This window comes from Gloeothece verrucosa PCC 7822, assembly GCF_000147335.1.
In the GTDB taxonomy this organism is placed as follows: Bacteria; Cyanobacteriota; Cyanobacteriia; order Cyanobacteriales; family Microcystaceae; genus Gloeothece; species Gloeothece verrucosa.
Map to the genome: position 1 here is coordinate 5,542,120 of NC_014501.1, position 14,115 is coordinate 5,556,234.

Genomic DNA, 14,115 nt, shown 5'->3' on the forward strand with positions numbered 1-14,115 from the left:
TCCTCTTAGCTGAGTATGGCCAATTTATCGCTGATTGTATCTACTCCCTCAAATTCTAGATATTTGCTTTTGAAGTTGCTTCCCTCTAGTTGCCGATTCACAAATACTCGGTTTAAAATTAATTTATCACCGCAAAATTTCCCTCAAATATCAATATTTCCACATGGCCGCTAAAGATATTTTTCACGATGCTGTCAGAAAAGGTTTAGAAAAAGAAGGGTGGTTGATTACAGACGATCCTTTAAAAATTGAAGTTGGCGGTGTTGAAATGTACATTGATTTGGGAGAAGAACAAATTTTAGCCGCCGAAAGAGAGGGACAAAAAATAGCCGTTGAAATTAAAAGTTTTGTAGGTACGTCCAATATTTCTAGCTTTCATACAGCCGTCGGACAATTTTTTAATTATCGTATTGCTTTAGAACAACAGGAACCAGAACGGGTTTTATATCTAGCTGTTCCCTTGGCAACCTATGAGAGTTTTTTTCGGTTGGAGTTTGTACAAACTGTTAGGGAGCGCTCTCAATTGAAACTAATTATTTATAATCCTGTCAATGAGGTAATCGTAGAATGGAAAAATTAGAACGGTATAGAGCTTATATTCAACAGTTGCTCATCGATTATGCTAATCTGGGTTCATCAAAGCCTGAAATCGAGAGACAATTAATTTTTGATCCCATCCGAGATCACTATCAATTAGTATATGTAGGTTGGAAAAACCAACGACGACATTACGGTTGTGTCTTACATCTTGATATTAAAAATGAAAAAATTTGGATTCAGCATGATGGAACTGAAATCGCCATTGCTGATCAGTTGGTCAACTTAGGGGTTCCTAAAGAAGATATTGTCTTGGCTTTTCACGAACCTTTTGTTAGGCAATATACAGGGTTTGCAGTGGGTTAAATGCTTCCCCTTTAAGAGGCTAACTGTTGCAGAAAATTTTGATGTTCTTGACTGTCTAATCCCTGCTGTAAAACCGCTAAAACTTGGGCTAAATTTCCCGCAAGTAAAGCCGCTTTGTCTAACCATAATCCCGGAAAAACTTGAGAGCGTGTCACTCCGTCTGTATCCGTTTCCAGTGGAATATATTCCCCTTCCTGTAAGATAAACCAATCAAATTGGCCATCATAAACTCGCCAGACTAAATATTCTGGTACTCCGTTGCGGCGATAAACTTTTAGTTTTTCATGTAAATCAATAGAAGCAGTAGAGGCAGCAATTTCTACAATTAATTCTGGTGAACCTTCGAGATAATCATCTTCACTAATGCGAGATTTTCCGCCGCTTTCAATTCTTAATACAGCATCCGGTTGAGGTTCATTATCCCCATCAAGCCGCACTGTGGGATTATCACCTAATCTAACTCCTTGTGTTTTTGCTTGATAGGTTGCTAACCAGCCCATAATGTATGCGTGCGGTTCGGCGTGACTTTTAAATCTTAAGGGGGATGCCATATAAACAACTCCTTCTACTAATTCTGCCTTTTTAACTTCAGGCATTGCCTGATAGCGGCGTTCAAATTCAGCACGCACTAGCCTGTCTCCGTTTTCTAAGGGAGGAATCGTTAAAGTCAGTGAAATAGTTTGCTCAGTGATCATTGTTTTGAAATATTTGATCGCAGTTTGATCCTAATTTTAGTAGATCTAGTGCCGAGCCTGAGCCGCTCTCTCTATTTATGAGCGGCAGATTCCTATAGTGTAAGTAGGTGGACAAAAATAAAGTTAACAGTGAGATTGGGGAATGGGGAAGGGGCAAAGGGCAATGGGTAGGAGTTGCGAGAGTTTTACATTTTTTAACATAGAGTGCTTTATTTATGTTAACTTTTCTTAAGTTAAAACATCGGTGCGGCTTAACCTTTCCTAAAAAGAACATTTTTACTATTAAATTTAAGCCACTATGAATTGTTCCACGCCACATCCTCAATAGTTTCTGACTTGATTTGTAGAATAATATACTATTAAAATAATCCTTAATAAAAAAGAAAAGTTTAAAAATTGTTTAAATTTCTCTCTCTTGCTTTTTAAAAAATTTTTCGCTACACTATAAAGCGAGTTCAAGAATATATAAGCATTTAGATTCTCTAACCAATTTAGGTAATATTACCTTACTGTTTGCGCCCCAATTACTCAGAAGAATTTTTTTAGTCGAGTATCACTCCAGAAAAAAAAGAGAAAGAAACAATGATGAATTATATTGATGTTACTAATCGCTTGAGTGAAAACTCTATTAGTGATCATGAGTTGATTTTAGGGAAGGAAATTATTTTTATTGTAATCAATATGCAATAGAACAATTAAGTAAGGTTTTGCGACATCGCCAAGATGTAACGAGAGTTCATCTTTTTTCTCATGGTTCGCCGAGATACTTGTGAGCCAAATTCAGGTGAATTTCAGCTTGTTTACCCTGAAATCTAATATTTGCTTGACCAAAATCTAGTAGTTTCCTATTACAGTTCATTTAAACTCAGGAAAAAATCATGGCAACTATTTACGTTAAAACCGGTTCCACAGGAAATGGTTCTGCTTGGAATAATGCTTATGGCAGTTTACAAAGTGCAATCGCAGCAGCACAGTCGGGAGATGAAATTTGGGTAGCGGCAGGTACTTATAAACCCACTACGGGAACGGATAGAACTGCAAGCTTTACTCTGAAAAATAATGTAGCTATTTATGGGGGATTCGCCGGCACGGAAACTGCCCGAAATCAGCGTAATATTACTAATAATGTCACGATTTTAAGTGGTGAAATTGGCGCGGCGGGAATTGCAGATAATGCGTATCATGTCGTAAGCGCGACGGGTACAGTTTCTACTCCTCTGGGTAACAGTTCTATTCTCGATGGGTTTACCATTACTGGTGGTAATGCCAATGGTACGACGGGAAATCAAGGTAATGGCGGTGGGGTGTATGTTTCGGGGGCAAGTCCAACCCTGAAAAATATCACTTTCCGTGATAATAATGGGGTTAATGGTGGCGCTTTATATAACGAGTCTGGCAGTAATCCCATCCTGATTGATACGGTGTTTGAGTACAACACAGCAACGCGAGGGGCGGCGATTTACGATGATTTGAGTAGTCCCCAGATTACTAATGGAACTTTTCGCCTCAATACGGCTATTAATGACGGGGGAGCGATTTATAACACCAGTAGCAGTAATCCTACCATTGTTGATTCGGTTTTTAGTAGAAATTCTGCGAACCGAGGTAGTGGTGGCGCGGTTTTCAATAATCTGAGTAACCCCAATTTTATCAATAGTACCTTTAGTAGTAACGTGGCGATTACTGGGGGTGCTTTGTCTAATACTTCTAGTAGCGTCGCCATACGCAATAGTATCCTCTATGGTAATCAGAATAGTAGCGGCACTACGACTAATCAGATTAGCGGTGGTGGTGTGACGGTTGCTAATAGTATTATCCAAGGGGGAGGGTTTACGGGTGCAACGGATAATGACCCTCTGTTTGTTAATGCGAGTGCAGATGATTTACGCTTAAAAACCGGTTCTCCTGCTTTGAATGGGGGGGATGTTAATTTATTACCTGCGGATAGTCGAGATTTAGATGGAGATGGTAATACATCTGAAAAAATTCCCCTTGATTTAGCGGGTAATACCCGTGTTGTGGGTGCAAATGTAGATTTAGGGGCGTATGAAGGTGCAGAACTCGCTCCTGCCCCAACTCCTGCCCTTTCTCGCGTTGTTTATGTGCGTGCTGGTGCGGGGGGAAGCAATAATGGTACGTCTTGGACTAATGCCTATACCAGTTTACAGGATGCCTTAGCCGCAGCGCAAAGTGGGGATAAGATTTGGGTTGCTGGTGGAACTTATAAACCGACTACGGGAAGCGACAGAACGGCAACTTTTACCCTCAAAAATAATGTAGAAATTTATGGGGGGTTTGCAGGAACGGAAACGAGTTTTAGTCAGCGTAATGTATCAACTAATGTCACTACTTTAAGTGGGGATATTGGCACGGTTAATAATACGGCTGATAATGTTTATCATGTGGTAACGTCAAATTCACCTGCAAATACGGCTGTTTTAGATGGCTTTACTATTTCAGGAGGGAATGCTAATGGAACAGTTACAGGTCAGAGTAACGGTGGTGGGATATTTATCCCGGATAGTAATCCTATTCTCAGAAATCTGATTGTTGAAAATAACAACGCTACCAACATTGGTGGTGGACTTTTTAATTCGACTAATTCTAATTATTCATTAACAAGTAGCATTTTCCGCAACAATACTGCTTCAAGTGGTGGAGCTATTTACAATGGTGGTAGCAGTCCCACATTAACAGATGTAACTTTTACTAATAATACTGCTACCAGTGGGGGAGGGGCTATTTTTAATGCTGGTAATGCTACTTTCAATAATACGACTTTTGGTAACAATACTGCTCTTTATGGTGGAGCTATTTTCAATAGTAGTAATAGCCCTATTTTCAATACGGCAACTTTTACTAGCAATATTGCTAGTGGTTTAGGTGGTGCTATTTACAACGATATCAGTAATTCCACGCTAAATAATGTTACCTTTGCTCAAAACCGAGCCACTAACAATGGTGGGGCAATTTATAATAGCAGAAGTAGATCCACTATTACTCAAGGTAGTTTTCAAGACAATCGTGCTAGTAATGGAGGAGCTATCTCTAATGAAAACCTAAGCGATAATTTAAGCTTAACTAATGTTAGCTTTATCTTAAACCGTGCTGATGGTGGTTTAGGTGGGGCAATTTACAATGTAAATAGCAATAACCTACAAATCACTAACAATACATTTAGTCGAAATGCTGCTGCAAATGGTGGGGCAATTTATCAGATTCAAAATGGCCCATACTCCAATCCCGTTATTTCTACTATTGTTAATACCACATTTAGTGGTAATTCGGCTAATTCAGGAAGTGCATTATTCACTACGGAAAGCTACGGCTATAACTACAGTACAACTCTTCGTAACAGTATTATTTGGGACAATGGTGGTACAGCAATTGATAATGGAACGAGAGCTACAATCACAGCTACCAATAACATTGCACAAGGCGGACAATTTGGAACAAACGTTGACCCCTTATTTGTCGATCCCATCAACCACGACTTACGCCTCCAAAGCGGCTCCCCTGCCATCAACGCAGGTAGTAACGCCGCCCTCCCTGCCGATACCCGTGACTTAGACAAAGACGGCAACACCACCGAAGCAATACCCCTTGATATTGCCCGAAATCCTCGCGTTAACGGTACAAACGTCGATATAGGTGCTTATGAATTTACCCCAAATAGCGCACCCGTCCTCAATGATACTACCCTCACCGTCCCCGAAAATAGTCCCTTAAACACCCTTGTAGGCACAATTACCGCCACCGATGCCGATAATAACCCCTTAACCTACAGTATCACCGCAGGGAATCCTAACCTCGATGGCGACGCAACCCCCGCCTTTACCATCAATAATAGCGGACAAATTCGCGTAGCTGACCCCGATGACATCGACTTTGAACGCAACCCCAGTAACGCCTTAACCGTCACCGTCAGCGATGGTAGCTTAACCGACACCGCGACTATTACCGTTAACCTCACCGATGTCATCGAAACCCCCAACCGTCCCCCTGTCGCTAACGATGCTACTTTTAGCCTCCTGAAAACCAGTCCCATCAATACCACAGTCGGAACAGTTACCGCAACTGACCCCGATAATAACACTTTAACCTACAGTATTACCGCCGGCAATTTAGACAGCGATGGGGACAATACCAAGGCATTTGCTATTAGTAATAGTGGCGTTATTACGGTTGCTGACCCTGACGATATTAGCAGTCAAACTAACCCCTTTAACCTAACAGTTACGGTTAGCGATGGTAACTTAACCGATACGGCTGCTATTACCGTTAATTTAACCAATCCTGTCAACCGTGCGCCAGTCGTTAATGATAGTGTTTTCAGCATTTCAAAAAACAGTGCTAACGGTACAGTAGTCGGAACAATTAACGCCACTGACCCCGATAATAACCCCTTAACCTACAGTATTATTGCGGGTAATCTAGACACAGATGGGGATAATATCAAGGCATTTGCTATTAGTAATACGGGGGTAATTACTGTTACTGACAAAGATGATATTCTAGCCCAAACTAACCCCTTTAATCTTACCGTTCAGGGAAGTGACGGCAACTTAACCGATACCGGAATAGCTACCATTAACCTCAATAATGTTAACCCCCTTTCCTTCCAACTAAAACTCTATGAAGACAATAACGGCGCAGTAGGCAGTGAAATTACCGGCAATAGTGCAATCAAAGGCAATAAATTCTTTGCCGAAATCTTAGTCGGAGATACTCGTACCAATGCGGCAGGATTAATCACCAATGCGCTTAACTTTAATTTTGCTCCTGATGTCGCCCAAAACCTCAATAACTTCTCAGACATTACTAATGTCAATAATCCCTTAGTTACCTCTAATTTTCCTCTATTCCGAGGGGGAACATTAGACAATACCAACGGGACAATTACTAACCTGAGTGGCGGTTCACTCCCTCAAGGAAACCAAGGTTCTGCTATTGGGATTAATCAACTATCTCGCTTTGGTTTACTGCAATTTGATGTCGTCGGAACCAGGGATAATTCAAACCTAACCCTTACCTTTGATGCGAGTCAAATTGGTTTTGCGGATGGAACCTTTGCCGACCCCAACGGCACACTTACCCTAACTCGTAATATTATCATCAATGATGCTCCTATTGTTAACCAGATTAACAACGTTAACCTAGCAGAAAGAAGTGCCGCCGGAACCGTTGTAGTAGCGGGTAACTTAGTAGAAGCAACCGATGATGATTTAACCGGACAAGCAGTAACATTTAGCCTCAGTACCTCCCCCAAAGATGCGTCAGGAAATGACCTATTTTCCATCAACTCTAGTACAGGAGAAATTACCGTTACTCAAGCCGGTTTTAATACCATTGACTTTGAAAGCGGCATTACTTCTTATAACTTAGGAGTGAAAGCATTTGACGGTTATAAATACTCCACAGAAAAGGCATTTACCGTTAATATTACCAACGTAAATGAAGGCACAATTGCCGTTGATAAAACCAGCGTCACCTTCGGCACAAACCTCTCCCAATACCGTACAGGTGCAACCGATAGCTTATTTGTTCGTCCCAACTTTGCCGACAAAACTAAATACATTGACATCACCAATACTACTGTAGGAGTAGCGGATATAATCTCTATTTCTGGCATTACAATTAATGCTCAAAATGTGAGAATTAACGCTGACTTTAGCAACGGTGATATCTTATTAAGTCCTGGACAAACCAGACGTATTGCTTTAACTTATGCTCCCACAGCCGCACGAGAAAACTTTAATATTGCTGATGGATTAATCATTAACAGCAATGCTCAAAATGACTCATCTTTAGACATTCGTCTCACCGGAAAATCTACCTTTAACAGCGATATTTCCTACGACGGAAAAGTCAATTTAACGGACTTAAATACCTTACAGCGTGCTGGTTTATTTGGTAGTAGTAGTGGACAAACTAACTATGACCCTACTGCCGATATTACTGGAGATGGACGTATTAATTTAGCCGAATTAGTTCCCTTAAATGCTGAATTTGGATTAGTTGTTTAAGTTTAACTGTTTAGAGGTTTTTAAACAGTAAAAAAAGAACAGTTGAAGGTGGAGGAGTAATCGTTTTTTGCACAGTTATTACGGGTTTTAAAGCCTCTAAATGCTCAGAAAGCACTTCAATAGTTTATTTTAACAGTTGCCGTCAATTTGAGGAGTGAGATTTACTTGGTTTTTTAATCGTCAAACTTTTGTTTCGTTACATGATAGGAGAATTTAATCATGACTATTCTTACTTCTCAATTTAACCTCAGAACCGATAATAACGGCGTACCCGGTGCAATTCTCAACAGTCCTTTAAATACAGGAGATAGCTTTTTTGTTGAGGTTTTAATGGGAGATTTTCGGAGCAATGCTGTGGGAATTACTAGCAGCAATATTAATCTATCTTTTGCTCCCAACCAATTACAAAATATTAATAAGCCCTTTGATACGGTTTCCTTAAGTAGTCCCTTGTTACCCTCTAGTTTTTATTTAGGAAGAACCGGAAATTTAGATAATAATAATGGAGTAATTACTAATTTAGGTGCCGGTTCTATTCCTAGTTTTGGCATTGGTTCACCCATTGGAATTAATCAATTAGATACTTTTAGTTTATTCCATTTTCAAGTCATAGGGATGAACAATTCTATCCTCACCCTTAATATTGATTTATCCCAAACAGGTTTTGCTGATGGTACATTTGCCAATCAATCTCCTAACCAAAATCAATTTGCACAAACAATTATGATTAATCATTCTCAACCAATTCCTGAATCTTCCCCTATCTTAGCTATTTTTTTATTGGGGACTTTATTGCTGCTAAAAAAATTTTTGATTCTAGAATAGTCAACAACTAAGTTGTTTAAAGTCTTTGCAAGATACAAAATAAAGCACGGGGAAGCGGGTCTAAGGTTCCATAGTACACCGTTTCTTGTGCTGAACGCAGTAAAAAATGCTCTCGGAATAATTCTTCGATCTCAGAGGCCCTAAATCGATAAGGCCCGCCTTCAAGGGTTTCTGAAACGCTAAAAGTTTTAAGAAATAGATATTTTGAAGGTTTAAGTAGCCTTGCCACCACCTGCACGTAGTCCGCCCGGCGTTCCGGAGCCAGAACGTGGAAACAGCCACGATCCAAGATCAGATCGAATTGTTCTCCAAGCTGAGTGTTGAGAATATCATCCTGTTTCCAGGTAATCTCCAGCCGTCTTTGCTGTGCCACAGAAGAAGCCTTGTCGATAGCACTATGGGAGAGGTCAGTGGCTATCACGTTAAAGCCGCGCTCGGCCAGTGCCATTGCCTGTGTTCCGGGACCGGTTCCTAAATCTAAAACCATTGCCTGATCGAGGTTTAACTCGCTTAGAGCTTTATCTACATCGAGATCCAATTCTGGGTGGAACCAAGGCATTGTTTCCACAGACTCTTGCTGATACAACTGCTCCCAGTCGGGAAATGAACGTTCTTTTTCCATAGTGATAGGCTAATTGAGTTAGTTTGTTACTGAGAACGGGGATTGTACCGGTTCGTCTTTACAGATGGAAATCGCATCTAGGTTCGTCTAGGGAGTCAGGCAGAAGAAATTACCCACAGGGTTTCGATGTTGTTTGATTTCTCGGTACGCCCGTCAGAACGCTTAGATGCGATTGCTATTGCTTATGCCGCTATGTGCGGCGATAGGATGAATTAAGAGCTAACTGTTGTGGTCAGTCGGAAAGCCCAGACTGCTAAAACAGCAGTAATAATGATGGCGATGAACGACATTGAAAGCGGAACTGTCCACACGCCTACTATTGCTGGCCAGTGATAGATAATTCTGATTAAATGTAGCAGTCCAATTAGGGCGAATATTAAACCGGAAACTATTAAATAAGATTTTTGTGTCATTTTTCCCTCCTGCTGATAAACATGAAAGGATGAATAACTCCTTACTTTAATTATATCAAACTTAATTTGGTTAGAACTTAAGATTTTTTGCCTAAAGTAATTGAGTAATTATATCTAAATAATAGATGAGTAGGTCGACTCCCAATAAAGTTAACAGTGAGATTGGGGTTCATGGGAAAGGGCAATGGGTCAGAGTTGGCAGAGTTTGACCGGAGCGCGGGTACAGAGAAGCTCTATTTATGTCCAGGTACTTAACTTAATAAATTGAGCAATGGTGTGATCGATGATCTCGTGAGCCAAAGCAATATTTTTATCTAATTCCTGCTCGGATTGTTCTAATAGATGAATGGCACTTTTAATATTGTCTAAAGCTTGACTAAGATTTTCCTGATATTCTTTGACAATCGGGGGATAATTTGGGTTAAAATCGGCTGATTCTTGGTATTTCATCTTACTTTTATACTCCTCATCAAAATTTATATTATCATTATTAATCTAAAAAATTCATGACTACAGAAATTTTTAAGAATGTCCCTCAATTAAGGATAGTTTCAGCCCGAGTAAACTCGCCCGATTTTGGCGGCTGTTTGTTAAAATTGTGACAGAATTTCACCCTCACTTAACCTAAGTCAATAAACTTTACTTTACAATTGTCTTCAAAAGGACTGCCCACTTAGCATTGAACTGATTAATGAAATTACTGACACACCGAACCAAAATTGTCGCTACCATCGGGCCTGCAAGTAGTTCCCCCGAAATTCTCAAACAAATGATTGATGCGGGAATGAACGTGGCGCGGCTAAACTTTTCTCATGGAAGCTATGAAGACCATGCTCGTATGGTTTTCTTACTGCGTTCTGTATCTAAAGAGCTAGATTACCCCATTACGCTACTTCAAGATTTACAAGGTCCCAAAATTCGTGTCGGACAATTACCCTCCGGACAGATTATGCTCACTGAAGGAGAATATATCACTCTAGTTCCCCAGGCCGAATTTGACAATCAACCTCATACTATCTCTATTGATTATCCTCATATAGCCCAAGATGCTCAACCTGGAGAACAGGTACTCCTCGATGATGGACTCTTAGAATTACGAGTAGAGGATATTCAAGGCAATGCTGTGAAATGTAAAATTATTGAAGGGGGTATCCTCAAAAGTCGTAAAGGTGTCAATTTTCCTCAATTAAATTTACGTCTTCCCTCAATGACTGAAAAAGACGAAAAAGATCTCGAATTTGGCTTATCTCAGGGTATAGATTGGGTATCTCTTAGCTTTGTCCGAAAAGGCGAGGATATACGCTATTTGAAAAACTTTTTAGCCGCCAAAGGCCAAGGGGATGTTCCTGTGATCGCCAAGATTGAAAAACCGCAAGCCATTGACCATTTAGAAGAGATTGTGAGCGAATGTGATGGATTAATGGTGGCCAGAGGCGACTTAGGCGTAGAAATGAGTCCCGAAAAAGTGCCTTTACTGCAAAAGAAAATTATCCGCTTGTGTAACCTCCAAAATCGTCCAGTGATTACGGCGACTCAGATGTTAGAAAGTATGATTCATAACCCCCGGCCCACAAGAGCCGAAGCGTCTGATGTGGCTAATGCTATCATTGATGGAACAGATGCAGTGATGTTATCTGGAGAGTCGGCAGTAGGAGACTTTCCGGTCAAAGCGGTAGAAATGTTGGCAAAAATTGCCATATCTGTAGAAAGAGACGTGGAATTTATTAATCATCCCCCCTCAGATAATGATGAAACTCACGCGCTTTCAGAAGCTTTAAATGCCATTGAGAAAACGCTGGATCTGCGCTATATTGTCTCGTTTACCAGTACGGGTTACAGCGCTATTTTAGCCTCTAAAGAACGTCCGTCTGTTCCGGTTATTGCCATCACTCCTTCAGAAAAAGTTTATCATCGTTTAAATTTAGTTTGGGGGGTTATTCCTTTATTAATTGAACAGCAAGTTAATACTTTTGAAGATTTAATTGAGCAAGTAGAAACCAATTTAATCGGGCAAAATTTAGCTGCGAAGGGCGATAAAATTTTAATTATGGGAGGTATCCCCACTCAACAGGCCCGAAAGACTAACTTTTTAAAAATTCACACCATTAGTCATTAATCATTAGTTATTAGTTATTAGTCAGAGCATCTTTGCCCCTTCCCCCTTACCTATTTGCCGTAACATAATAGACGAGAGACTAATATTAGTCTATCCTCATAGATATAAAATCTGATAGCGGTAAACCTGTGAAAATTCTGCTCATAGAAGATGATCAAGCCCTAGCGGACGCAATGCAACAAGCTCTCAACAATCAAAAATATTTGGTTGATGTGGCGATTGATGGTCAGACAGGATTATGTTTGGCCCAATTATTTGACTATCATCTGATTCTCCTGGATTTAATGCTGCCAGACTTAGATGGCCTAGAATTTTGCGCTCAAAGGCGGCAGGGAGGTGATCACACACCGATTTTAGTGGTAACAGCGTCCTATGATAGCCGACAAAAAATTAAGGCTTTAGATGCAGGGGCAGATGATTATTTAGTTAAACCGTTTGATTTACAGGAGTTATTAGCGCGTATTCGTGCCTTAATACGTAGAGGTAAATCTTTAGAACCCGTGATAGAATGGGAGGGAATTCGTTTAGATCGGCAAAATAATGAAGTTAATTATAATAATAAACCCTTATTTTTAGACCGAAATGAATATGCGATTCTTGAGCTATTTCTCCATAATCAAGACCGCATTTTTAGTCATGGGAACTTAATAGAATATCTGTGGTCTTATGATGAAATGCCCTCCGAGTATCAAATTAAAGGATATATTGAAAGTTTACAAACAAAACTAACAGAATTAGGCAGAGAAAAGCCAATTATAGAACCGGTTTATGGGCTAGGTTATCGCCTGAAAAGCCTAAAAAAAACTCCCTCAAGACTTTTCCCTACCCGACAAATGCCCTCCAGCGATAATAAGAGTGAGCAGGCATTAGAAAGTCAAAAACGACAAGATACCAAACTAGCGGCTATTTTTCAGCATTATCGCTCTCAATATCTCCTGAAAATCCAAGTCCTCGCTCAGGCAGTTAAAGCCCTAGAACAAAATACTCTCAGTGAAGAATTACGTTCACAGGCTATTCAAGAAGCCCACACCTTAAGCGGCTCCTTGGGCTTGTTTGGCTTTAAAATTGCTTCGGAAAAGTGCCGTCAACTCGAACAACTATTGAAATCTCATCAATCCTTTGATGCCCTACTGATCGGCTATTTCGCTAAATTAATATCCTGGCTAGAGCAAGAAATCTCTCAACAAAATTCTCTTCCTATTGTTCAATCCCCTTCTTATTTAATTCCTAGTTCTCATACCCCCTATGTTTTAATTATCGACGATGATGAACCCCTGACAAAAGTATTAGTTTCAGAAGCTCGTTCTTGGGGAATGGAAGCTAAAGCGGTTCATAGTCTCAGTGAAGCAAGAGTAACCATCGCTTCAGGTCGTCCTGACCTAGTGATATTAGATTTGTGCTTTCCTCAAACCGACGAAAATGGCCTCGATTTATTACCTGAATTAAGCAACGCTGAGCCGCCGATTCCGGTTTTAGTCTCTACTATCGAAGAAAGTTTGGACGACCGGCTTAAAGTGGCTAAACTAGGAGGCCAAGCTTTTTTACACAAACCGATCAGCGCCGAGCAGATCATGGAGGCCATCGCCCAACTCCTCAGACAGAGTAATTTGTCACTGACGAAGTTGATGATTGTGGATGATGAACCGCAAATTCTCGAATTTTTGCATCATTTACTGGAACCTTGGGGCTTTTCTTTAACCCTCGTCCATAATTGCCTTCAGTTTTGGGATATTTTAGAACAAACTAATCCCGATTTACTGATTCTCGACCTAGAAATGCCCAATTTTAGCGGCATAGATCTCTGTCAAATTGTTCGTAATGACCCCAAGTGGCTTGAATTACCTATTTTAATGCTTTCTGAAAATACCAATGCTGACATCATCGCCCAAGTATTTGCCGTTGGGGCAGATGATTATGTGGATAAACCCATCATTGGACCCGAGTTGATCGCCCGTATCCATAATCGCTTGGAACGCACTCAAATGCGTCGTCGACTGGCAGAAGTGGATAGTTTGACCGGTTTAAGTAACCGGCGCAAATTTGTAGAAGACCTCACCCGCCTTTTAAAATTAGCCCAACGTCAGAAACAACCCTTGTGTTATGTTTTGATAGATTTAGACCACTTTAAGCAGGTGAATGACAAATATGGGCATGATATGGGAGATCGAGTCTTAAGACAACTGGGAAAATTGCTGAAGCGACAATTTCGCTGTGAGGACCTGATTGGGCGGTGGGGCGGGGAAGAATTTGCTTTAGGATTGTATGGGATGAATAAATCTCAAGCTATAAGCCGCCTCAAGGATATTTTAGAACAATGGCGACAAGAGGAGTTTAGAGTGACCGATAATCATTGCTTTTGTGTCACTTTTAGTGCTGGAATCGCTATGTATCCTACCGATGGGGCAGAACTGCAAAATTTATATCGCTTTGCTGATGTGGCTTTGTATCGTGCTAAAAAACAAGGGCGTAATCAAGTGATCGGTTAATTTTTAAGATAAAATTAAAATAGTGATGG

The 14,115-nt window shown here is 40.4% G+C and carries 11 protein-coding genes; 7 read left to right on the forward strand and 4 right to left on the reverse strand.

What is annotated here, in order from left to right; translation table 11 throughout:
- The first annotated feature begins 163 nt into the window (after nucleotides 1–163).
- Both CYAN7822_RS24955 and CYAN7822_RS24960 read left to right on the forward strand, forming a co-directional pair.
- The gene (locus tag CYAN7822_RS24955; protein ID WP_013325035.1) at nucleotides 164–580 is read left to right on the forward strand and encodes a XisH family protein; all 417 of its coding nucleotides are present in this window, start codon (nucleotides 164–166) and stop codon (nucleotides 578–580) included.
- Complete coding sequence (locus CYAN7822_RS24960) at nucleotides 568–903, forward strand: XisI protein (RefSeq protein WP_013325036.1); 336 nt, start codon at nucleotides 568–570, stop codon at nucleotides 901–903. Before CYAN7822_RS24955 ends, CYAN7822_RS24960 begins: the two co-directional genes overlap by 13 nt.
- 11 nt (nucleotides 904–914) lie before the next feature.
- Here the strand turns inward: CYAN7822_RS24960 and CYAN7822_RS24965 are convergent, their stop codons facing one another.
- Nucleotides 915–1,598 (reverse strand): Uma2 family endonuclease, encoded by a 684-nt coding sequence (locus tag CYAN7822_RS24965; RefSeq protein ID WP_013325037.1) that lies wholly within the window; start codon nucleotides 1,596–1,598, stop codon nucleotides 915–917.
- A 686-nt stretch (nucleotides 1,599–2,284) separates the two neighbouring features.
- Between CYAN7822_RS24965 and CYAN7822_RS40550 the strand changes: the two genes are divergently transcribed.
- From CYAN7822_RS40550 to CYAN7822_RS24975, 3 genes are all read left to right on the forward strand, one after another.
- On the forward strand, nucleotides 2,285–2,371 hold the full coding sequence (locus CYAN7822_RS40550) for a hypothetical protein (RefSeq protein ID WP_425365348.1): 87 nt from the start codon (nucleotides 2,285–2,287) through the stop codon (nucleotides 2,369–2,371).
- A gap of 105 nt (nucleotides 2,372–2,476) precedes the next feature.
- Nucleotides 2,477–7,624 (forward strand): beta strand repeat-containing protein, encoded by a 5,148-nt coding sequence (locus tag CYAN7822_RS24970; RefSeq protein ID WP_013325039.1) that lies wholly within the window; start codon nucleotides 2,477–2,479, stop codon nucleotides 7,622–7,624.
- Nucleotides 7,625–7,843: 219 nt separating this feature from the next.
- Nucleotides 7,844–8,449, forward strand: coding sequence for a hypothetical protein (locus tag CYAN7822_RS24975; RefSeq protein WP_013325040.1), 606 nt, complete (start codon nucleotides 7,844–7,846; stop codon nucleotides 8,447–8,449).
- 16 nt (nucleotides 8,450–8,465) lie between these two features.
- Here the strand turns inward: CYAN7822_RS24975 and CYAN7822_RS24980 are convergent, their stop codons facing one another.
- From CYAN7822_RS24980 to CYAN7822_RS24985, 3 genes are all read right to left on the reverse strand, one after another.
- Nucleotides 8,466–9,071: a class I SAM-dependent methyltransferase gene (locus CYAN7822_RS24980; RefSeq protein ID WP_013325041.1), complete on the reverse strand. Its 606-nt coding sequence runs from the start codon at nucleotides 9,069–9,071 to the stop codon at nucleotides 8,466–8,468.
- A 212-nt stretch (nucleotides 9,072–9,283) separates the two neighbouring features.
- On the reverse strand, nucleotides 9,284–9,484 hold the full coding sequence (locus CYAN7822_RS36060; protein WP_013325042.1) for a hypothetical protein: 201 nt from the start codon (nucleotides 9,482–9,484) through the stop codon (nucleotides 9,284–9,286).
- 237 nt (nucleotides 9,485–9,721) lie between these two features.
- On the reverse strand, nucleotides 9,722–9,934 hold the full coding sequence (locus CYAN7822_RS24985; protein ID WP_013325043.1) for a hypothetical protein: 213 nt from the start codon (nucleotides 9,932–9,934) through the stop codon (nucleotides 9,722–9,724).
- A 241-nt stretch (nucleotides 9,935–10,175) separates the two neighbouring features.
- Here CYAN7822_RS24985 and pyk point away from each other — a divergent pair, with 241 nt between their 5' ends.
- Together pyk and CYAN7822_RS24995 are read left to right on the forward strand one after the other, a co-directional pair.
- Nucleotides 10,176–11,600, forward strand: a complete 1,425-nt coding sequence (gene pyk / locus CYAN7822_RS24990) for a pyruvate kinase (protein ID WP_013325044.1) — start codon at nucleotides 10,176–10,178, stop codon at nucleotides 11,598–11,600.
- 128 nt (nucleotides 11,601–11,728) lie between these two features.
- Nucleotides 11,729–14,086 carry a response regulator gene (locus CYAN7822_RS24995; protein WP_013325045.1) on the forward strand — a complete coding sequence of 786 codons (2,358 nt, stop codon included), beginning with the start codon at nucleotides 11,729–11,731 and terminating at the stop codon, nucleotides 14,084–14,086.
- Nucleotides 14,087–14,115: the final 29 nt, after the last annotated feature.